Origin of the sequence: Paractinoplanes tereljensis (genome assembly GCF_016862435.1) — a bacterium.
GTDB lineage: Bacteria > Actinomycetota > Actinomycetes > Mycobacteriales > Micromonosporaceae > Actinoplanes > Actinoplanes tereljensis.
Genome location: NZ_BOMY01000050.1, coordinates 76929 through 96426, shown reverse-complemented (window position 1 = coordinate 96426; position 19498 = coordinate 76929). Strand labels below are relative to the sequence as shown.

22 protein-coding genes are annotated in these 19498 nt (G+C 69.5%); 17 read left to right on the top strand and 5 right to left on the bottom strand.

What is annotated here, in order from left to right:
* The first annotated feature begins 65 nt into the window (after positions 1–65).
* The 6 genes from Ate02nite_RS38625 to Ate02nite_RS38600 all read left to right on the top strand — a co-directional run bounded on the left by Ate02nite_RS38625 (position 66) and on the right by Ate02nite_RS38600 (position 6903).
* Complete coding sequence (locus tag Ate02nite_RS38625; RefSeq protein WP_239148018.1) at positions 66–1727, top strand: DUF4153 domain-containing protein; 1662 nt, start codon at positions 66–68, stop codon at positions 1725–1727.
* A gap of 30 nt (positions 1728–1757) precedes the next feature.
* A complete protein-coding gene (locus Ate02nite_RS38620) occupies positions 1758–2141 on the top strand; it encodes a DUF485 domain-containing protein (protein WP_203812868.1) in 384 nt (127 codons plus the stop codon).
* Positions 2138–3760, top strand: a complete 1623-nt coding sequence (locus tag Ate02nite_RS38615; RefSeq protein WP_203812867.1) for a sodium/solute symporter — start codon at positions 2138–2140, stop codon at positions 3758–3760. Before Ate02nite_RS38620 ends, Ate02nite_RS38615 begins: the two co-directional genes overlap by 4 nt.
* Positions 3761–3841: 81 nt before the next feature.
* On the top strand, positions 3842–4501 hold the full coding sequence (locus Ate02nite_RS38610) for an SCO2207 family protein (RefSeq protein WP_239148017.1): 660 nt from the start codon (positions 3842–3844) through the stop codon (positions 4499–4501).
* Between the two features lie 33 nt (positions 4502–4534).
* Positions 4535–5314, top strand: coding sequence for an ABC transporter ATP-binding protein (locus tag Ate02nite_RS38605; RefSeq protein ID WP_203812866.1), 780 nt, complete (start codon positions 4535–4537; stop codon positions 5312–5314).
* A complete protein-coding gene (locus tag Ate02nite_RS38600) occupies positions 5305–6903 on the top strand; it encodes an ABC transporter permease (RefSeq protein WP_438871316.1) in 1599 nt (532 codons plus the stop codon). Before Ate02nite_RS38605 ends, Ate02nite_RS38600 begins: the two co-directional genes overlap by 10 nt.
* Here Ate02nite_RS38600 and Ate02nite_RS38595 read toward each other — a convergent pair.
* The 4 genes from Ate02nite_RS38595 to Ate02nite_RS38580 all read right to left on the bottom strand — a co-directional run bounded on the left by Ate02nite_RS38595 (position 6887) and on the right by Ate02nite_RS38580 (position 8766).
* Positions 6887–7258, bottom strand: a complete 372-nt coding sequence (locus tag Ate02nite_RS38595) for a VOC family protein (RefSeq protein WP_203812865.1) — start codon at positions 7256–7258, stop codon at positions 6887–6889. The two genes, Ate02nite_RS38600 and Ate02nite_RS38595, sit on opposite strands and share 17 nt — an antisense overlap.
* Positions 7259–7277: 19 nt before the next feature.
* Positions 7278–7718 carry a PIN-like domain-containing protein gene (locus tag Ate02nite_RS38590; RefSeq protein ID WP_203812864.1) on the bottom strand — a complete coding sequence of 147 codons (441 nt, stop codon included), beginning with the start codon at positions 7716–7718 and terminating at the stop codon, positions 7278–7280.
* A complete protein-coding gene (locus tag Ate02nite_RS38585) occupies positions 7715–8386 on the bottom strand; it encodes a DUF433 domain-containing protein (RefSeq protein ID WP_203812863.1) in 672 nt (223 codons plus the stop codon). Before Ate02nite_RS38585 ends, Ate02nite_RS38590 begins: the two co-directional genes overlap by 4 nt.
* A 152-nt stretch (positions 8387–8538) precedes the next feature.
* The gene (locus Ate02nite_RS38580) at positions 8539–8766 is read right to left on the bottom strand and encodes a hypothetical protein (protein ID WP_203812862.1); all 228 of its coding nucleotides are present in this window, start codon (positions 8764–8766) and stop codon (positions 8539–8541) included.
* A gap of 141 nt (positions 8767–8907) precedes the next feature.
* Here Ate02nite_RS38580 and Ate02nite_RS38575 point away from each other — a divergent pair, with 141 nt between their 5' ends.
* The 9 genes from Ate02nite_RS38575 (at position 8908) to Ate02nite_RS38535 (ending at position 16717) form a co-directional block, all read left to right on the top strand.
* A complete protein-coding gene (locus Ate02nite_RS38575) occupies positions 8908–9393 on the top strand; it encodes a flavin reductase family protein (RefSeq protein ID WP_203813088.1) in 486 nt (161 codons plus the stop codon).
* Positions 9394–9513: 120 nt separating this feature from the next.
* The gene (locus Ate02nite_RS38570) at positions 9514–9876 is read left to right on the top strand and encodes a DUF485 domain-containing protein (protein WP_203812861.1); all 363 of its coding nucleotides are present in this window, start codon (positions 9514–9516) and stop codon (positions 9874–9876) included.
* Positions 9876–11558 carry a monocarboxylic acid transporter gene (locus Ate02nite_RS38565; RefSeq protein WP_203813087.1) on the top strand — a complete coding sequence of 561 codons (1683 nt, stop codon included), beginning with the start codon at positions 9876–9878 and terminating at the stop codon, positions 11556–11558. The genes Ate02nite_RS38570 and Ate02nite_RS38565 overlap by 1 nt, the downstream gene beginning before the upstream one ends.
* Positions 11559–11659: 101 nt before the next feature.
* Positions 11660–12736, top strand: coding sequence for an LCP family protein (locus tag Ate02nite_RS38560; RefSeq protein ID WP_203812860.1), 1077 nt, complete (start codon positions 11660–11662; stop codon positions 12734–12736).
* A gap of 21 nt (positions 12737–12757) precedes the next feature.
* Entirely contained in the window at positions 12758–13093 is a 336-nt protein-coding gene (locus Ate02nite_RS38555; protein WP_203812859.1) for a rhodanese-like domain-containing protein, read from the top strand.
* Positions 13090–13872, top strand: a complete 783-nt coding sequence (locus Ate02nite_RS38550) for a glycerophosphodiester phosphodiesterase (RefSeq protein ID WP_203812858.1) — start codon at positions 13090–13092, stop codon at positions 13870–13872. The genes Ate02nite_RS38555 and Ate02nite_RS38550 overlap by 4 nt, the downstream gene beginning before the upstream one ends.
* 84 nt (positions 13873–13956) lie before the next feature.
* Positions 13957–15093, top strand: a complete 1137-nt coding sequence (locus Ate02nite_RS38545; RefSeq protein ID WP_203812857.1) for a sensor histidine kinase — start codon at positions 13957–13959, stop codon at positions 15091–15093.
* A 38-nt stretch (positions 15094–15131) separates the two neighbouring features.
* On the top strand, positions 15132–16001 hold the full coding sequence (locus tag Ate02nite_RS38540) for a DUF5926 family protein (protein ID WP_203812856.1): 870 nt from the start codon (positions 15132–15134) through the stop codon (positions 15999–16001).
* Positions 15998–16717: a glycoside hydrolase family 16 protein gene (locus Ate02nite_RS38535; protein WP_203812855.1), complete on the top strand. Its 720-nt coding sequence runs from the start codon at positions 15998–16000 to the stop codon at positions 16715–16717. Before Ate02nite_RS38540 ends, Ate02nite_RS38535 begins: the two co-directional genes overlap by 4 nt.
* On the opposite strand, the gene Ate02nite_RS38530 is transcribed toward Ate02nite_RS38535, so the two are convergent.
* Positions 16710–17906 carry an arginine deiminase gene (locus tag Ate02nite_RS38530; protein WP_203812854.1) on the bottom strand — a complete coding sequence of 399 codons (1197 nt, stop codon included), beginning with the start codon at positions 17904–17906 and terminating at the stop codon, positions 16710–16712. The two genes, Ate02nite_RS38535 and Ate02nite_RS38530, sit on opposite strands and share 8 nt — an antisense overlap.
* A 273-nt stretch (positions 17907–18179) precedes the next feature.
* Here Ate02nite_RS38530 and Ate02nite_RS38525 point away from each other — a divergent pair, with 273 nt between their 5' ends.
* Together Ate02nite_RS38525 and Ate02nite_RS38520 are read left to right on the top strand one after the other, a co-directional pair.
* A complete protein-coding gene (locus Ate02nite_RS38525; RefSeq protein ID WP_203812853.1) occupies positions 18180–18914 on the top strand; it encodes a hypothetical protein in 735 nt (244 codons plus the stop codon).
* Between the two features lie 90 nt (positions 18915–19004).
* Complete coding sequence (locus Ate02nite_RS38520; RefSeq protein WP_203812852.1) at positions 19005–19463, top strand: PAS domain-containing protein; 459 nt, start codon at positions 19005–19007, stop codon at positions 19461–19463.
* Positions 19464–19498: the final 35 nt, after the last annotated feature.

The window sequence follows — 19498 nt, the reverse complement described above, 5'->3', positions numbered from 1 at the left end:
CTAGCTCTTCTTGCACCGGCCCGGACTCCCCGGGCCATCCAATGCTGCCCACCGGAGGTTTCACCGTGCCCGAAAATCCTCGATCGCCGGAAAAGCGACCCGCCGATCCGACCTGGTTCCAGGCTCCGACTCCGGCCGCGGCCGGTCCGGCGAAGGCCGGTGTCCTGGCCGCGCCTCCGCGCACGCCACCGCCGCCGGGCTGGCCGCGCAGCGCGGTGCAGGGCCCTTGGCAGTCCATCTCGCCGTGGGCTCGGCAGTGGCCCGGGGCCGGGCGACCGGCCGGCGCCGCCACCCTCGCCGCCGTCGTCGCGGCCGCCGTCATCGCGGCGATCAGCCTGCCGCTCGACCGGGCCGGCGTCGGCTGGCTGGTCACCGCCGTCGCCGGGACCGTGGCGCTGATCGTGAGCACCACGGTCCCGGCCCGGCCGCTGCCGAACACCCCGGAACCGCTGGTCAAGCGGCCCGGGCCCAGGCTTCGCCCGGACCGCTACGGCTGGGCCGCCGCGACCGTGGCCCTGCTCGCCGTCGGCACGTTCCGGTCGGCCGGCTGGCTGTTCGCGCTGTGCCTGGTTGTCGCCACCCTGACCGGCGCGCTCGCGCTGGCCGGCGGCGGCTCGATGCGGGCCATCGCGGCCGGCTACACGATGCCGTCGCTCGCCGCTTTCCGGTCGGTGCGGTGGCTGGGCGGCGGCGCGGCCCGGCTGCGCGGGCGGGCCGAGGCGGCCGCCAACGTCCGGGTCGCGGCCACCATCGCCGTCTCGGTCGCGCTGCTCGTCGTGTTCGGGGCGCTGTTCGCCTCGGCCGATGCCGCGTTCTCGGACGCGATCTCGCACCTTGCCCCGGCGGTCAGCGCGCCCACCGTGGTCCGCTGGATCTTCGTCTTCGTGGTGGCCGGACTCGCGCTCGGCGGGGCCGCCTTCCTGCGGGCCGCGCCGCCCGACCTGACCAGCCTCGACGGCACCGAGGGTCGCAAGGTCGCCCGGTTCGAGTGGGCCGTACCCCTCGGTCTGCTGGTTCTGCTCTTCGCCGGTTTTGTCGCGGTGCAGCTCGCGGTCCTGTTCGGCGGCAATCGGCACGTGCTGGAGACCGACGGGCTCACCTACGCCCAGTACGCCCGGGGCGGCTTCTGGCAGCTCTCCTTCGTCACCGGCCTCACCCTGGTGGTGCTGGCCGGGGCGGCCCGCTGGGCACCCCGGGAGAAGCCGGCCGACCGGCTCCTGCTGCGGATCGTGCTGGGCACCCTGGCCGGGCTCACCCTGATCATCGTCGGTTCGGCGCTACATCGGATGAACCTGTACGCCGACACGTACGGCCTCACTCGGCTGCGGCTGCTGGTCGCCTGCTGCGAGGCCTGGTTCGGGCTGGTTCTGCTGCTCGTGCTCGGGGCCGGTCTGCGGATCCGGGCGCCCTGGCTGCCCCGGGTGGCGATCGCGGCCGGGGTTCTCGCCCTGCTCGGCCTGGCCGCCGCCAACCCGGACCGGCTGATCGCCGAGCACAACATCCGCCAGGACCACAACCTCGACCTCGTCTACCTGGGCGAGCTGTCGCCGGACGCGGTGCCGGGGCTGGCCGGTCTCGACCCGGCCCGGCGCGGCTGCGTGCTCGGCCACCTCGACCTGGCGCTGCGGGACAGCCCGGACGACTGGCGGGGCTGGAACCTCGGCCGCGAGCAGGCTCGCAAGATCATTGCCCGCGATCTATCCGGTTCGAACTGGAGTTGTGCTTGACATCGGAGTCAGGATCGCGAGACTCCGGTCATGGACGGCGACCAGGCGCAACGGCGTACCCGGGTGGTGCTCGGGGAGGTCGCCGCCCGGCGCCGCCCCACCGACCGCACCCACGCCGACCTCGCGGAGCAGACCCCGGTGGGTGAGGCGCTGGTGAAAGGCCTGGTCCGGGCCCAGCTCGCGCTGGCCCTGCGACTAGCGCTGGTGGTGGTGACCGGGCTGGGCGCGCTGCCACTGCTGTTCGTGGCCGCGCCCGGGGTCGGGTCGATGAAGGTGCTCGGGATCAACCTGCCGTGGATGCTGCTCGGGGTGCTGTCGTTCCCGTTCCTGGTCGGGGTCGGGTGGGCCTACGTGCGCTGGGCGGAACGCAACGAGCAGGACTTCATCGCGCTGATCCGGAAGCCCGAGCAGTGAACCCGTACCTCGTCCCGGGTTTGATCGCGGTGGTCCTGGTGACCGTCGGCATCGGCGCGTACGGGCTGCGGTTCGCCCGCACCACCTCGGACTTCCTGGTCGCCTCCCGTTCGGTGAGCCCGTCCTGGAACGCGGCCGCGATCAGCGGTGAATACCTGTCGGCCGCGTCGTTCCTCGGGGTGGCCGGGCTGGTGCTGCGGTACGGGGTGGACGTGCTCTGGTACCCGGTCGGGTTCGCGGCCGGCTATCTCGCGTTGCTGCTGTTCGTGGCGGCACCGCTGCGCCGGTCGGGGGCCTTCACCCTGCCCGACTTCTGCCAGGTGCGGTTGCGGTCCCGGCTGTTGCGGCGGCTGGCCAGCGTGTTCGTGCTGTTCATCGGCTGCCTCTACCTGGTGCCGCAACTGCAGGGGGCGGGGCTGACCTTCACCACGGTGACCGGCGGCTCGTACGCCTGGGGTGCGCTGCTGGTGGGGGCGGTGGTGACCGCGAACGTGGCGCTCGGCGGGATGCGGGCGATCACCTTCGTGCAGGCGTTTCAGTACTGGTTGAAGTTGACCGCGCTAGCCGTACCGGTGATCTTCCTGGCCCTGCAGTGGCAGTCGGATGGCCGCCCGCCGGTCACCCCGCCGGCCGGGGCCACCTTTCCGGTCGCGACGGCGGTGGTGATCGAGCAGGACGCGGTGATCGACGGCCGCGAGGTCCACAAGGGAGACGAGCTGCACTTCGACGCCGGCGATCCGGTGCCGCGGGTGAGCACGGTCGACGCGACCTTCGGGGCGGACTGGCTGCTGCCCGGCGGCGACATGACGCTCTTCGCCACCTATTCGCTGATATTGGCGACGTTCCTCGGCACGATGGGGCTGCCGCATGTGCTCGTGCGGTTCTACACCAATCCCGACGGGGCCTCGGCCCGGCGCACGACGCTGGTGGTGCTCGCGCTGGTCGGGCTGTTCTATCTGCTGCCGACGCTGTACGGGGTGCTCGGGCGGATCTACACGCCGCAACTGCTGATGACCGGGCACACCGATGCCGTCGTGCTGACCCTGCCGGAGGCTGCGCTGGGCGGCGGGCATGCCGGAAAACTGCTCGGGGCGCTGGTCACGGCGGGTGCGCTGGCCGCGTTCCTGTCCACCTCATCGGGGCTGCTCACCAGCGTGGCCGGGGTGGTCTTCACCGATGTGCTGCACGCCGGGCGTACCGGATCGGTGCGGGATTTCCGGGTGGCGACGGTGCTGGCGGCGTCCGTACCCATCGCTTTGTCGCTCTATGTCTCTAATATGGATGTTTCCCGGGTGGTGGGGTTGGCCTTTGCGGTCGCCGCCTCTAGTTTCTGTCCGCTGCTCGTGCTGGGCATCTGGTGGCGTGGGCTGACCGACTACGGCGCGGCGGCCGGCCTGCTGGTCGGCGGCGGTTCGGCGGTCGCGGCCGTGCTGATCACCGTGCTCGGGCCGCCGCTGAGCGGATGGCCGGCCCAACTGATCGGCCAACCGGCGGCGTGGACCGTGCCGCTCGCGTTCCTCGTCATGATCATCGGATCGCTGCTGACCAGCCGACGAGTGCCGGCCGACGTCGGCGCGACGATGCTCCGGCTGCACGCGCCCGAGTCGCTCCGCATTTAAGGATGTTTAAGGTACGACCCCCATCCCCCGGTCGAGGTAGCTCCGTAGTTCACGGCAGCCACCGAAACGAGGAGCGGGTTGATGAAGCGTTACCGGCGCAGCGGGCAGATGAGCGGACGTACCCGGAAGCTGATGATCGGCGGAATCGCCGTGGCGATCGCCGGTGGGGCGTTCGCGATCAGCACCGGAGTGAGCAGTGCCGGGGAGAACTGTGTCGGGCTCGACCAGGCGCTTCGGCAGAACCTGCAGTTCATCGCCGGGCAGCGGTCCGCGCCCGACGCGCTCTCCGATGCCCGGATCGCCAACCGCCAAGCGGTGGTCGACCTGATCAACCAGCGTCGGGCGGTGGCCGGCTGTACCGCGAATGTGGCGGCCGAGGTGCCCGGTGCCGCGGCGCCCGCTACTAAAAAGCCCACCAAGCGGCCGACGACCAAGCCCCCGACGGCGGCAACAACCGCGCCGGCCGCGCCACCGGCTGCCGGAAACGCTGCCGGCGAGGTCGTCTGCAAGGGCTCGACCGTCACGCTGTCCGGTGAGGCCGGCGCGCCCTTCGCGTCCAGCGGCACCTTCCCGATCGGCACCACGCTCAAGGTCACCAACCTGGACAACAACAAGAGCATCACGGTCAAGGTCGCGACCCCGTCCGGCAGTTGCGTCCTGCTCAACAACGCCGCATTCGAGCAGGTCCGCGAGCCCGGCAAGTTCCTTATCCGGCGGGCCGTCATCGAACGAGTGGGGTAGTCCGGGCTGGCCGCGTACCGCTACCTTCGGCTCATGACGGTGCCGAGGCAACGCGCGGATGACCAGGTCGCGGCCATGTCGCTGCGCGGCCTGGTCAAGCGGTTCGAGACCAAGCTCGCCGTCGCCGGGGTCAGCCTCGAAGTCCCCGCCGGGTCCTTCTACGGCCTACTCGGCCCCAACGGGGCCGGCAAAACCACCACGCTGTCCATGGCCGTCGGCCTCCTGCGCCCGGATGAGGGCCGGGCTTTCCTGCTGGGGTACGACGTTTGGACCGACCCGGTGGCGGCGAAATCCCGGCTCGGCGTGCTGCCCGACGGCGTACGCCTTTTCGACCGGCTCACCGGTCCGGAGCTGCTCGCCTACCACGGTCTGCTGCGCGGCATGGACGCCGCCACCGTCGACCAGCGGGCTCGTGAGCTGCTCGAAGTCCTCGAGCTCGGGGCCGGCAACCGCACCCTGGTGGTCGACTACTCGGCCGGCATGAAGAAGAAGATCGGCCTGGCCTGCGCCCTGCTGCACGCCCCGCGGCTGCTGGTCCTGGACGAGCCGTTCGAGGCGGTCGACCCGGTGTCGGCCGCCCTGATCCGCGACATCCTCCAGCGGTACGTGGCCGGCGGCGGCACGGTGGTCTTCTCCAGCCACGTGATGGAGATCGTCGAACGCCTCTGCGACCACGTCGCGATCATGTCGTCCGGCGTCCTGCGCCTGCACGGCACCCTGGCCGAGGTGCGCGGCGACAAGTCGCTGGAGGAGGTGTTCGTCCAGGTGGTCGGCGGCCGGGTGGCCACCGGTTCCGAGCTGGCGTGGCTGTGACCGGGAAGGTCGGCGCGTGGCCGTTCGTACGCCTCAAGCTGCGCCTGACCGCCAACGGCCTGCGCGGCCGTTCCACTCGGATCGCCCTGTTCGTGCTGGGTGTGGTGTTCGCCGGTTTCTTCGCGATCGCCGGCTACTCGTCGTTCGCCATTCCCGGCGTGCTCGACAGCCTCTTCGCCGCCGAGTCCGCACTTCCGCTGGGCGGCGCCACCCTGATCCTGGGCTGGCTGTTCCTCCCGCTGGTCTTCTTCGGCGTGGACGAGTCCCTCGACCCGGCCCGCTTCGCCCTGCTCCCGCTGCCCCGCCGCACCCTGATCACCGGCCTGTTCGCCGCGGCCCTGGCCGGCCTCCCGGCGCTGGCCACCCTGGCCGCCAGCGCCGGCATGGTCGACACCGTGGCCCGGCTGGGCGGCCCCGCCGCGGCGGCCGCGCAGGCCGTCGGCATCCTGCTCGGCCTGCTCCTGTGCGTGGCCGTGAGCCGCGCGGTGACCAGCGCATTCGCCACCGCGTTGCGCTCGCGCCGGTCCCGCGACCTGGCCGCGATCTCACTGGCCCTGCTGGCCGCCGCGATCGGTCCCCTGCAGCTGGCGGCTCTGGCCGGAGCCCAGCGCGCCGACTGGGACACGGTCGCGGCGGTGTCCCGAGTGGTCGCCTGGACGCCACTGGGAGCGCCGTACTCCCTCGGTCTTGATGTGGCCGCCGGCCGGGCCTGGCAGGTCCCGCTGAAGCTGCTGATCAGCCTGGCGGCAATCGCCGCCCTGCTGTGGTGGTGGAGCCGGACGGTGGAGAGCGCGATGGTCGGCATCGCCGGCGCCAGCAGCCGCCGCACCTCGACCAGCACCCGTTCCCCGGTCGACCTGCTGCTGTTCCGCCGGGCCCCACGCACCCGCTTCGGCGCCCTGGTGTCCCGCGAGATCCGTTACTGGTGGCGCGACGCCAAACGCCGGGCCAACCTGATCACCTTCTCGGTGGCGGCCCTGTTCCTGCCGATCTCCCTGGCCGTGAGCGCAAGCGCGCCGGGCGGCATGACCATCTTCGTCGGAGTCCTGGCTGCCCTGGCCCTGGCCAACCAGTTCGGCTTCGACGGCACGGCCTACGCCGCCAACATCACCACCGGCGTCCCCGGCCGGCTGGAGATCAACTCCCGCGCGCTGGCCCACGCGATCTACACGATCCCGATGCTGCTGGCGACGGCCGTGCTGATCACGCTGCTGTCCGGCAACCCGGCCCGGCTGCCCGGCACGCTGGGCCTGCTGCTGGCGGCCTACGGCGTAGGCCTGGGCCTGGTTCTCCCGCTTTCCATCCGAGCCGCGTACGCCCTACCCGACACCCCGAACCCGTTCGCGATGTCCTCGGGCGGCGGCGCCACCAAGGGTTTCCTGGCCCTGGGCGTCCTGCTGGCCGGCGTGCTGATCAGCCTCCCGCTGCAGGTGATATCCCTGTTCATAGCCCCGATCTGGCTGTGGATAGGCCTCCCGGTAGGCATCGCCTACGGCACAGCCGCCTACTTGATCGGCTCCAACGTGGCCGCCACCCAGCTAGACAAACGAATGCCCGAGCTCCTGACCGCCATCACCCCAAACCGCTGACGTCGACTTGGCCCGGGCGACTGCCCTTGGTCAGGTCGAGGATGGCTATGGGGTTGGTGAAAGGGTCCTCGAGGATGGCGCACCAACCCACCTCTATCTCGAACGGCGGGGTTCGGACTCTGCCTGGCCAGGTGGCTGCGGCCTCTCGGGCGTCGTCCACCAGGTAGTGGACGGGGCAGTCGGGTGGGAGGTGCAGGGTGTGCAGGACCAACTCGGCGTCTGTCTCCGGGAAGCCCAGGCCCACCGAGGTCTCGTCTCGCCACAGCTCCTGCAGGCCCATCGAGTCGACATAGAAGGCCACGCCGGCGTTCAGGTCTGGCACTCGGAGCATTACGCAGTCGATCTTTCGGAGCACGTGTCCTCCTTATGCCGGACTAATCGAGGCTGACGGCTTTGAGGCTTGTCCTGGTGGCGGTGTAGATGAACGGGCCCGGCTTCGTCAGTAGATCGGTGAATGACCGCCACTGCGACATGACGATTTCGAGCTGTTCGAACGTTCCTCGGGCATCCCGGCCGGACAGCGCGACCATGCGCGCGCCGTTGTCACGTACAGCGACGATCTCGCGGCGGTTCTCTTGGATATGCCGGTCTCGGGAGATGATCAGCCACCGGTTCCGGGCAACGACCGGGATCCACTCGGTGTCTTTGGCGTGCGGTGACGCGATTGGACATGGCGGCCGCTCACGCTTGTGGATCAATCGTCCGGGATCGCCGGGATAGGTCAGGTCCGCGCGAAGAGTCGCGAGAAGGTGCGCGAGGCCGAGAACGTCAGCGTCCAGGTAATAGGTGACCTCGGCCGGCTTGACCCGACTCACGCCGCGGCTCGCTGCGCGTTCTCGTACGACAGTGCCCAGCGCACGTCGGCGACCTCGAGCCGGTAGTCATCAGCGATCGACTCGACGTCTTCGCCTGCGTCGTCGTGCTCCCAGATCACCTCGGTGCTGATGCCCTTGATCGCCGGCTTGCCGAATCTGACATCCGGATCGATCCGCACCGGGGACCGCGGGTTGGGGTCGGGCCGGTAAGCGACTGCCACGTCACCATCCCACTCGACGCGCTGGATGAACGCCTCGCCGGGCAGAGTCAGCATGGCTTGACCGTTGATCACGGAGACGAGATAGAACTCAGCGCCGAGTTGGGCGGAGGTCTGTGCGTCGTAGACGAGACTGCGACCCGAGACGAGCGGGCGCCGGTCGGCGAGCGGGTAGGGCACGCCGAATTGCTCGCGAAGCTCGTCGATGAACTTGCGGAGTTCCGCCATGGGTACGTTGCGGTTGCGATATTCGCTGAGCCAACCAGCTTCGACAAACTCGGCCCACGTAACGACACGCTGGCCCCGCGGTTCCGGCCGGATGATCGGCTTGTAGGCCACGCCACGACGAGTGCCGCCCTCAAGCCAGTAGTGCAGCGTCGACTGCGGAACCGCCAGCAGCCTTGCTGCCATCGCTTCCGAGTACATCTCGCGGTCCAGAACGCTCGCCACGGAAGCATCCTTGCATCACTCGCTAAATCCTGGGTTCGGTTATCCACAGGGGGCCGCGTGGCCGGATGGCGGGGGACGGTCCGGTGTTGCAGGAGGCTTGTCCCCTGGGCGGGACGGTGTTCCTGCGGTTGAGGGCTGGGATGCCCGTACCTTTATGGGCGTTTTCTCAAGCCTTCTCGGCGGACGAAGATGACTCTTCGCTCTATCGCGTCGCCGGATGGGCCCAGGACGTAGCCGTCTATCCACAGCCAGCCGTCGTAGGTGATGCGGGGGTCTACCCGGATCACGCGGAAGGTCAGGGAGCGTTCGCCCTGGAACTGGACGCTGGCGGCACCGCCTACGTAAAGGACGTCGCCCGGCTGCGGCAACGCCTCAGTCATCCCGGTGACTCCCCATGTTGGCCTGTACGTACGTGTGCATGGAGGGGATTAGGTTACACAAAGAGTGTAAAAAGTTGTAACCGAAAGTGGCCGTACCAGAATGGCCTGGTGACCAGTGACGGGCCGGGCGGCCGGATTCATATGAGCGACCCCTTCGCCACGCCGGAGGAGGAGAAGTCGGCGGTTCGGCGGCTGCGTGGGCGGCTCGCCTCGCCGGTCACGCTGTGGACGGCGCCGGGGCCGGCCGGACTCACCGTGTCGTCGATGCTCGTTGCGGACGGCGACCCGGGGCGCGTTCTCGGGCTGATCGACGAGGAGAGCGAGCTCTGGGATGCCGTCGAAATGTCCGGAAAATTCGCGGTAGCGCCTCTCGCGCCGGCCGATCGGCAGCTGGCTGACCGATTTGCCGGCCTGATGCCCTCGCCGGGTGGGCTCTTCGTCGGCCAGACCTGGCAACAGACCGACTACGGGCCGGTGCGCGCCGGGCTGTGGGCCGGTTGTCGCCTGGTCAGCAGCCGGCCCTGCGGGTGGGCGCTGCTGGTCGAGGGGGTGATCGAAACGATCTCCGCCGATGCGCCGACCGCGCCGCTGATCCACTACCGGGGGCGGTACCGCGAGCTGGGCTGAGTGCCCACTCGGCGCAGTCAGACCACCACTCGGCGCAGGGTCCGACCGGGCTCTGCCGTGATGCCGCAGGTCTTCGTACGTTCCCGGAAAAGTCCGCCCCCACGAAGGTGGTGAATCCCGGTGACGACAGAAGTTCCTGCCTCGTCTTCCACCGAGAGATACCGGGCCGTTCAGCAGTCCGAGGAATTCCAGCGCCTGCGGCGCAAGCTGCGCAACTTCATCTTCCCGATGACCGTCGCGTTCTTCCTCTGGTACCTGCTGTACGTCCTGCTCTCCGCATACGCCCGCGGTTTCATGAGCGTGAAGATCGTCGGCAACATCAACATTGCCCTGGTCTTCGGCCTGTTGCAGTTCGTTTCGACGTTCCTGATCGCCTGGTACTACTCGCGCTACGCCAACCGCGAGCTCGACCCGATCGCCGATGAGATCAAGGCCAGGTTGGCCCGCGAAGACGCCGAGTCCGGCACCGGGAGCGCCGAGTGATGCAGAGCCACACCTCTCTCCTGGCTGCCGAGGCCACCGCCTCCGGCTCCCGCGGACTCACCATCACGCTGTTCCTGATCTTCGTGGCGATCACCCTGGCGATCACCATCTGGGCCAGCCGGCAGACCAAGACCGCCACCGACTTCTACGCCGGCGGCCGGCAGTTCACCGGCTTCCAGAACGGCATGGCGATCGGCGGCGACTACATGTCGGCGGCGTCCTTCCTGGGCATCGCCGGCCTGATCGCGCTGTACGGCTACGACGGCTTCCTCTACTCGATCGGCTTCCTGGTGGCCTGGCTGGTGGCGTTGCTGCTGGTCGCCGAGTTCCTGCGGAACTCGGGCCGCTACACGATGGCCGACGTGCTGGCCTTCCGGATGCGCCAGCGCCCGGTACGCACCGCGGCCAGCGTCTCCACCATCGTGGTGTCGATCTTCTACCTGATCGCCCAGATGGTCGGCGCGGGCGCACTGGTCTCGCTGCTGCTCGGCATCAAGCCCGGCCAGACGTTCCTGGGCATGGACGCCGACACCGCCAAGGTCGCCACGATCATCCTGGTCGGCGCCCTGATGATCGTCTACGTGGTCGTCGGTGGCATGAAGGGCACCACGTACGTGCAGATCGTGAAGGCGTTCATGCTGATGATCGGCGCCTTCGTGATGGTCATCCTGGTGCTGGCGCACTACAAGTTCAACCTGTCCGCCCTGCTCGGTGACGCCGCCGAACAGTCCGGCAAGGGAGCCGCCTTCCTCGAACCAGGCCTGAGATACGGCGTGGAGACGGCCGGCGACGCGACCAAGACCTTCTACAGCAAGATGGACCTGATCTCGCTGGGCATCGCGCTGGTGCTCGGCACGGCCGGTCTGCCGCACATCCTGACCCGCTTCTACACGGTGCCGACCAGCCGGATCGCCCGTAAGAGCGTGCTCTGGGCGATCGGCATCATCGGCACGTTCTACCTGTTCACCCTGGCCCTCGGCTTCGGCGCGGCGGCTCTGGTGGGCGGCAAGAACATCACCGCGCAGGACAAGGCCGGCAACACCGCCGCGCCGCAGCTGGCCCAGGCGCTCGGCATCGACTACCTGGGTGGCAACACCGGCGGCTCGATCCTGCTGGCGATCATCGCGGCGGTCGCGTTCGCCACGATCCTCGCGGTGGTGGCCGGCCTCACGCTGGCGTCGTCGTCGAGCGTGGCGCACGACTTCTACGCCAGTGTGATCAAGCGGGGTGCCGCTTCCGAGCGGGACGAGGTCCGGGTCGCCCGAATCTCCGCCCTGGTCATCGGCGCGGTCGCGATCCTGCTGTCGATCTTCGCGCAGAGCCTGAACGTGGCGTTCCTGGTGGCGCTGGCGTTCGCGGTAGCGGCGTCCGGCAACCTGCCGGCGATCCTCTACAGCCTGTTCTGGAAGAAGTTCAACACCTCCGGGGCGCTGTGGGCGATCTACGGCGGCCTGATCAGCGCCGTGGTGCTGGTCTTCTTCTCGCCGGTGGTCTCCGGCACGCCGACGGCCATGTTCCCGCACGACGACTGGCACTGGTTCCCGCTGAACAACCCGGGCATCATCTCGATCCCGATCGGGTTCCTGTGCGGCTGGATCGGCACGGTGATCTCGAAGGAGGACGACACCGACAAGTACGCCGAGCTCGAGGTCCGGTCCCTGACCGGGCACGGAGCGCACTGACGTTCTTGAAGAAGGGGGGAGTCACTGGGTGACTCCCCCCTTTGTGCCGTTGGAGTGTCGATCAACGGGCGAACCGGCGCGCGGTACGTAACCTTGGGACCATGTCGACGACCACCGGAAGAGCTGCCGTTCCCGGTGGCTCTCAGCAAATCCCGCCCCGCGGCAACCCCTACAGCGGCAAGAAGAAGCTTCGGCCCAAGTGGGGCCGCATCGCGCTGCTGGCCGGCCTCGCGGTTCTGATCATCGCGACCATCGTCGGCATCTCGCTGTACGGATACGCGGCCAACCTCGACGGCGACCTCAAGCGCACCGACGCGTTCAACGGGATCACCGGCGACCGGCCGGGCAAGTCCGTCGAGGGCGCGCAGAACATCCTGCTGGTCGGCAGCGACTCGCGTGATCCGGACGCCAAGGAGGACACGGCGAACGCCTGGCGCGCCGACACGCTGATCCTCATGCACGTCCCGGCCGACCATAAGTCGGCCCAGCTCATCTCGATCCCCCGGGACCTGTGGGTGGTCGTGCCCAAGAGCAACGGCGCCGCGTGCAGCGACGGCAGCCGCGCCAAGATCAACGCCTCGTTCGCGTTCGGTGGCCTGCCCCGGGCGGTGCACACCGTCGAGTGCCTCACCGACGTGAAGATCGATCACGTCATGGCGATCGACTTCGGCGGCTTCAAGGAGGTCACCGACGCGCTCGGCGGCGTCGACCTCAAGGTGGACAAGACCATCACGTCGATCCACAAGCCGCACCGGGTGTTCACCAAGGGCATGATGCACATGAACGGCGAGCAGGCGCTGGACTGGGTGCGTCAGCGCTACCAGTTCCCCCGTGGTGACTTCGACCGCCAGCGGCACCAGCAGGAGTTCCTGAAGGCCCTGATGGAGAAGGCCACGACCAGCGGCACGATCACCAACCCGGGCAAGCTCAACGACTTCCTCAAGGCGATCACCGCGGCCGTCACGGTCGACAACGACTTCTCGCTCACCGACGCCGCGACCCAGTTCCGCGACCTCCGGGGCAACAACCTCACCTTCATCACCAGCCCCAACAAGGGCAGCGAGACCATCTCCGGCCAGTCGGTGGTGGTGTCCGACCGGGACAAGGCGCTCGCCCTCTACAAGGCGGTGGCGGCCGACAAGATGAGTGACTGGATGGCCTCGAACCCGACCAAGTAACCGAACCCCTAAGCTGAAAGCGTGTTCGGACCACAAGTACCCAGCGTGACCGCTCCCGAGGTTTCGGCCGATGCCTACCTGCTCGACGTGCGTGAGCCCGACGAGTGGGCGGCCGGCCACGCGCCCGGCGCTCACCACCTGCCGATGATGGAGATCCCGCCGCGGATGGCCGAGGTGCCCAACGATGTCGAGGTCGTGGTGGTGTGCCGTTCCGGCGGCCGCTCCGGCCAGGTCGTCTCGTACCTGATGAACAACGGCTGGGACAACGTCCGCAACCTCGACGGCGGGATGCAGTCGTGGGCCGCGGTCGGCCGCGAGGTGGTCAGCGAGAACGGGCAACCGGCCCGGGTGCTATGAACAGACCGTTCGTCTTCGCGCACCGTGGGGGCGCGGATGCTCTGCCCGAGCACACACTCGGGGCGTACATGCGCGCCATCGAAGAGGGTGCCGACGGGCTGGAGTGCGACGTCCGGCTCACCCGCGACGGTCACCTGGTCTGCGTGCACGACCGCAACCTCAAGCGCACCAGCAACGGCCGTGGCCTGGTCAGCGCGAAGACGCTGGCCGAGCTCGAATCGCTGAACTTCGGCTCCTGGCACCCCGCCTACCCGGAGAACGAGGATCTGCCCGACCTCGGCCGGCTGCTCACCCTCGACCGGCTGCTGACGGCGGTGCGTGACTGCGGCCGGCCGGTGCACCTACTCATCGAGACCAAACACCCGTCACGCTACGGCGCCGACGTGGAGCGCAAACTGGTCGCGATGCTGCGCCGGCACGGCCTCGCCGACAACCGCCCGGACAACCTGGTCCAGGTCACCGTGATGTCGTTCGCGGCCCTGGCGCTGCGGCGCATCCGGGCGCTGGCGCCGGCCATCCCCACGGTCTACCTGCTGGAGATCCTGCCGCCCGGGGTGGGCCGTGGACGGCTGCCGTTCGGTGCCCGCGTCGCCGGGCCGGGCGTCGGCCTGGTGCGGTCCAAACCCGGCCTGGTGCCGGCCCTCAAACAGGCCGGCCATCGGGTGTACGTGTGGACCGTCAACGAGCCCGACGAGCTGGAACTGGTGCTGGAACACGAGGTCGACGGTGTGATCAGCGACCGCCCGAAGTTCGTGCTGGACCGGCTGGCCCAGGTGTGACGTCCGCCACGGTACGGTGAATCCGAGCAAGATCCGCGTCTCCCCATCTGCCGAAAACGAAGGAAGCGAGGCAGACTCGCAGACATGCCGGACCGTCCCGACTACACCGCGCTGACCCGGGGTCAGATCGCGGTCCTCGATCGGCTCAACGCCGGCGAGACGGGCCTGCCCGTGGTGCAGCGCATCGTTCGTCTCGCCGAAGAGGTGCTGGGCGGCCTCGGGGCCGGCTTCGTGGAATATTCGCCCGGCCACGGCCGCGTGGTGGCCGCCAGCGGCACCTGCGTCCCGGCGGTCGGCCGCCGCGTCGCACCCACGTCGGTCGACGAGCTCAACGAGGTCTTCGGCGACCCGAGCCGGGTGATCGGCGTCCGCTGCCAGGCCGGCAGCACCGCCGTCGGCTCCCTGCACGTCTATTTCGGCGAACAGAACGACAAACCCGGCCCGGAGCATCGCGGAGTGCTCGAGCTGCTGGCCGCCCTCCTCGGCCGGCTCTACGCCGCGCAGCGCGAACTCGCGGCCGGTGGCGACCAGGCCCGCCGGCAGGAGAACCGCGACCTGTGGGTGGCGGTGACCAGCCACGAGCTGCGCACCCCGGTGACGGTTATCAAGGGCTACGCGGACACCCTCACCAACCACTGGGAGACCCTCGGCGAGGCCGGCCGTCAGGAGGCCGTCCGGGTCATCGGCACCCGGGCCGGCGAGTTGGCCCGGCTGGTCGACCGGCTGCTCTCGGCCACCAGCGAGGACGGCGAGATCGGCGGGACCGAGGCCGGGCCGTTCGACCTGCCCGAGACGCTGCGCGGGGCCGTCGACGAACTGCCCGCCGATCTGCGCCGGCGGATCAAGCTGGGCGATCTGCCGGCCGAGCTGCCCAAGGCGTACGGGGATCGCGACTCGATCGCCACCATCCTCACCGAGCTGGCCACCAACGCCGAGAAGAACTCGGCGCCGGACACCCTGATCGAGCTGTGCGCGGCCGTCGACGGGGAAACCCTGCGCTTCCGGATCGCCGATCGGGGCATCGGCATCCGCCCGGAACACGTCGAGCGGGCCTTCGAACGCTACTGGCAGGCCGAGGGCGGCGAGCGACGCCGTCATCCGGGCGCGGGCCTGGGCCTCTACCTGGTGCGACGGCTGGTGGAACGGCAGCAGGGCTGGGTTTCGCTGCGCCCGCGCGAGGGCGGCGGCACCACCGCCGAGGTCCGCCTGCCGCGCGCCTGAATTTCTCTTTGCGGGCGTAACGCCTAGGCTGTCTCGCCGTGAGCAAGCGTCGCCAAACGGCACCCAAACGTGAAAAGGTCCGCGACATCTTCGTGGCCCGTCCGTTCGAAGGCCTAGCCGACGAGCCGGAGTGGATCGCCCTGCGTGAGCTGGTCCCGGCCGCCTCGGCGCCGCTGACCCTCAAACCCGAGATCATCGAGGAGTACGGCGACCGCCCGGTCACCCTGTCGACCGTGCTGCCGATGGCCTGGCCGGCGATGACCCGCAGCGACGGCCGGGTGTTCATCGGCCTCCAGCGGCACGTGCAGTCCGGCGATGTCTCCCGCGACCTGACGGTGGCGATCCTGGCCGCGCTGGGCACCGAGCCCGGCGGCACGGTGTCGGTGCCGGCACTGCCCGGTCAGGGCCCGCGCCTGCAGGACATCCTGGTCGACGGCCCGCTCGAGATCACCATGCACGACGGCTTCGAGTACTGGCTGGACGCCGACCAGGCCGAGGACCCGAACGTCAAGGCGTCCCTGGAACGGGCCAACGCGTCGATCTACCCGACCGTCCGGCTGGCCGCCGGCCGCGCCGCGTACTGGTGCCGGGTGGCGCCGGACAAGGGTCACGTGCGCTGGGTGCTGCCCGAGGCGGAGGACCAGGCGCTGGACGCCCTGGCCCGGCTGTCCGCGGCCGGCGACCTGCTGCTGGGCGAGAAGACCAAGTTCGCCGGCATGTTCCGGGCGCACGGTCTGCTGGTGCCGGTCTGGGACATCCCGGGCGAGCCGGAGGCGGCCGACTGGGAGGCCCCGCTGGCCGATTTCGCCAAGCGGTACGCCGACATCCTGGCCGAGACCGGCCCGCTCGACGCCGACGCCCGGCGCGCCAAGCAGGGCCTGATCGGTCGCCAGCTCACCCTGCGATGACCTTCCGGTTCGACGGCGACGAGCTGGACCGTTCCGTCTGGGTGCCCTGGTACCTGCCACATTGGAGTTCACGCGCGCAGTCCGCCGCCACCTACTCGGTCGGCGGCGGCTCGCTGCGCCTGAGTATTCCTGCGGACCAGCCGTTGTGGGCTCCGGAGGTGCATCCGACACCGCTGCGGGTGTCCGGCATCCAGAGCGCCAACTTCTCCGGGCCGGTCGGCAGCACGCTCGGCGGGCAGCCGTTCCTCGACCACCAGCAGGTGCGCGAGGAGCAGCCGGAGTTCTGGGGCTGCACGCCGCTCTACGGCGACATCTCGATCCGGATGCGCGGCGTGATCTCGCCGCGCACGATGGTCGCGTTCTGGCTCTCCGGCGTCGAGGACGTGCCCGAACACTCGGGCGAGATCTGCGTGATGGAGGTCTTCGGCAGCCGCCCGCAGGGCATCGGGATGGGGCTGCACCGCTTCCGCGACCCGAACCTGACCGAGGACTGGTCGGTGGTCGATCTTCCGATCGACGTTTCCGCCTTCCATACGTACGGGGTCAGGTGGCGGCCGGGATCCTTGGAGTTCACCGTCGACGGCGAGCTGGTCAAACGCGTCGACCAGGCGCCTTCGTACCCCGTACAGCTCGAGATCGCGGTCTTTGATTTTCCGGACAAGCCGGGCCCGTTCGAGGTTCCCGAGTTGATCGTGTCCGAGGTCTCGGTCAGCTGACCAGCGGGGCCCGCTCGACCGGGCAGCTCATGCAGCGTGGGCCGCCGCGGCCGCTGCCGAGTTCCGAGCCGCTGATCCGGACCACTTCGATGCCGGCCCGTTCCAGCTGGGCGTTGGTCTCGATGTTGCGCTCGTAGGCCACACACAGCCGCGGCGCGATGGCCAGGGTGTTGTTGCCGTCGTCCCACTGCTCGCGCTCGGCGGTCACCGGGTCCAGACCGGTATCGATTATCCGCAACCGCTCGATCCCCATCGCCTCGGCGGCGGCCTCCAGGAACGGGCGCGGGGCCAGGGCCCGCGGTTCGCCGCCGGCGTCCGGCTGCACGGTGTACGCCCGGAGCGTGTCGGCGATGTTCGGGTACATCACCACCGCGTCGATGTCGACCATCGTGCAGACGGTGTCGAGGTGCATGGTGGCCCGCTCCTGGGCGATCGGCACCACCAGGATGGTGTGCGCGAGCCCGGCCGCGAAGACTCGCCGGGCCAGCCGCTCGGCACCGGCCGGCGTGGTGCGCTCGCCGACCCCGATGGCCAGCACGTCCGGCGCCAGCACCAGCACGTCCCCGCCCTCGACGTGCTCGAGCGCCGGGTCGTAGAGCAGTTCCACCCCGGCGAACCGTGGGTGGTAGCGGTAGATGGCCCGGGTCAGCGTGGTCTCCCGCTGCCGGGCCGGCATGGCCAGGCTGGTCACCGCCACCCGGTCGCGCACCCACACCGACGAGTCCCGGGTGAACAGCAGGTTGGGCAGCGGATCGATGATGAAGTCGTGGTCGTCCATCAGCTCGTAGACCAGGCCGCCCGGCCCCGGCTTCAGCTCCTGGTGCGCCAGGCCGGCCATCAGCACCTCAGCCAGCCGGCGGGGGTCCTGGTCGGCCAGGTAGCGGCCGACCGAAGAGCGCAGGGTGTCGCCGAGCCGGCGGTCGTCGAGCACGGCCGCGGTGAGCTCCTGCCGGGCGTCCGCGACCGCCAGGGTCTCGGTCAGCAGATCGGCGAGATAGAGCACCTCGACGCCGCGTTCGCGCAGCGCGTCGGCGAACCGGTCGTGCTCCTCCTGGGCCCGGCCGACCCACGGGATCCCGTCGAAGAGCAGCGAGTCGTTGTTCCGCGGAGTGAGCCGGGCGAGCTCCGCGCCGGGCCGGTGGAGCAGGACGGTACGCAGCGGGCTGACTTCACTGTCGACGTAGTTCACCCCGGTACTCCTCGCGTTCGTCTGATGACGTTCTGACTAGATCATGAGACATCGGTGCGCGCGAGCGTAGGTGAGGCTAACTTTGTGCTTGAAGCTGCCGAACCGGGGAGAGAACGCCGCTATGCACTATCCGCAAGAAAAATTTGCGCGTGAATGCGGCATTCATCCCCACTCACTCGTCTCTCTTTCGCCCCGATGTCTTGCCTCCGTGTGGGGTCGTACACGTACGGTAGTGAAAAGAGAGCCCGAAGAGACCTTTTGCCGGAGGTCGCAGTGACTGTCTTCCCGCGCCCAGCCCTACCAGTGTCGACGAAGGCGCTACCTACCCTCGATCGCCCCGTCGTCCCAACCTCACCACTTGACGGAACGGCTCGCCCGTCTCCCGCCGAGTGGGCCCGTCGCCGTCGAGCCGACCGCGACGCCCGCCGCCTCGAAGCTGCCGGGAACCGGGCCTTGACCCGTCTCGACCGCCTCGGACCCAACTGGCACATCGTGGACTGGCCGCGCACTGATGCGCAGGGCTTCTACGAACCCGACCTCGCCGACGACCGCGCCGGCTTCCTGGCCATCGGGCCGGGCGGCATCTACGCGGTAACCGTTGCCGATCACGGCCGTTCCCGGGTGCTCATCGCCGGTGACGTCGTGCAGATCAACGGCAAGCGCCCGGCCTACATCGCCGAGGCCCGCCGCGAGGCTCGCCGCGCCAGCAAGGCACTCTCCGCCGCGGTCGGCCTGTCCGTGCCGGTCACCCCTGTGCTGACCTTCGTCGGCAACGGCGTGATCAGCGTGCATGGCCTGCCGAAGGAGGTCCTCGTCTCGACGGACAAGGAACTCGACCGGCTACTCATCGCGGGTGGCGCGCGCATCTCGCCGGCCACCGCCAGCAAGCTTTCAGCCGTCGCACATCACCCCGGGACCTGGGCAAATGCGCCCTATCGCCCGGCCGGTGACTACCGGTGGCACCCCGACGGACAAACGGCCGCTGACAAGCGTCCGGCACGCCGGTAACGTTCCTTCAGTGCAGTCGGCGGGTTGACGCCGCGGCCCCGTGATTCACGGCCGTGGCGTCCGCCCCCGCGAAGGAGCGAGGAGGACGGGGTGGGACACATCGAGCTCTCGCTCTCGGGAGGGTTCGTGCCCCAGGCACGCACGCCCGCCGAGGCCGAGTTCGTCCCGAGCGTCGAGCGGTGGACGTCGACGGTGGCCACGGCTCCCGAGCCGTGTCTGGTGATCGACTCCGCCGCCAAGATCCTGGCGATGTCGGCCTCGTGCAGCGAGCTGTTCGGGCTGGGCAAGCCGGCCGAGGTGGTCGGCCAGACGCTCGGTGAGGCACTTCGCCTGATCGACTTCACGGCCGTCGCCAGCCGGCTGGACGAGTCGGACGTGGAAAAAATCCCGCCTCTGCTGGCCATCCGCAGCGAGCGCCTGGCGCGCGGTCTGTTGCGCGTGGTGCCGAGCCCGGGTGAGCCGCCGCTGACCGTCGACGCGATCACGACGCCGCTTCTGCACAACGACCGGGTCGCCGGTTCGTTGACGTTCTTCTCTCCGGTGCGCTGAAATCCGCTGGTGTGGCGTTTGCCGCACCGGTGGGG

Bases quoted from the DNA above. Each gene is read 5' to 3' on its own strand.
- Ate02nite_RS38550 (WP_203812858.1), top strand. From the start codon at position 13,090: ATGAACAGACCGTTCGTCTTCGCGCACCGTGGGGGCGCGGATGCTCTG.
- Ate02nite_RS38580 (WP_203812862.1), bottom strand. From the start codon at position 8,766: ATGACTGAGGCGTTGCCGCAGCCGGGCGACGTCCTTTACGTAGGCGGT.
- Ate02nite_RS38545 (WP_203812857.1), top strand. From the start codon at position 13,957: ATGCCGGACCGTCCCGACTACACCGCGCTGACCCGGGGTCAGATCGCG.
- Ate02nite_RS38620 (WP_203812868.1), top strand. From the start codon at position 1,758: ATGGACGGCGACCAGGCGCAACGGCGTACCCGGGTGGTGCTCGGGGAG.
- Ate02nite_RS38565 (WP_203813087.1), top strand. From the start codon at position 9,876: ATGCAGAGCCACACCTCTCTCCTGGCTGCCGAGGCCACCGCCTCCGGC.
- Ate02nite_RS38575 (WP_203813088.1), top strand. From the start codon at position 8,908: ATGAGCGACCCCTTCGCCACGCCGGAGGAGGAGAAGTCGGCGGTTCGG.
- Ate02nite_RS38535 (WP_203812855.1), top strand. From the start codon at position 15,998: ATGACCTTCCGGTTCGACGGCGACGAGCTGGACCGTTCCGTCTGGGTG.
- Ate02nite_RS38605 (WP_203812866.1), top strand. From the start codon at position 4,535: ATGACGGTGCCGAGGCAACGCGCGGATGACCAGGTCGCGGCCATGTCG.
- Ate02nite_RS38560 (WP_203812860.1), top strand. From the start codon at position 11,660: ATGTCGACGACCACCGGAAGAGCTGCCGTTCCCGGTGGCTCTCAGCAA.
- Ate02nite_RS38610 (WP_239148017.1), top strand. From the start codon at position 3,842: ATGAAGCGTTACCGGCGCAGCGGGCAGATGAGCGGACGTACCCGGAAG.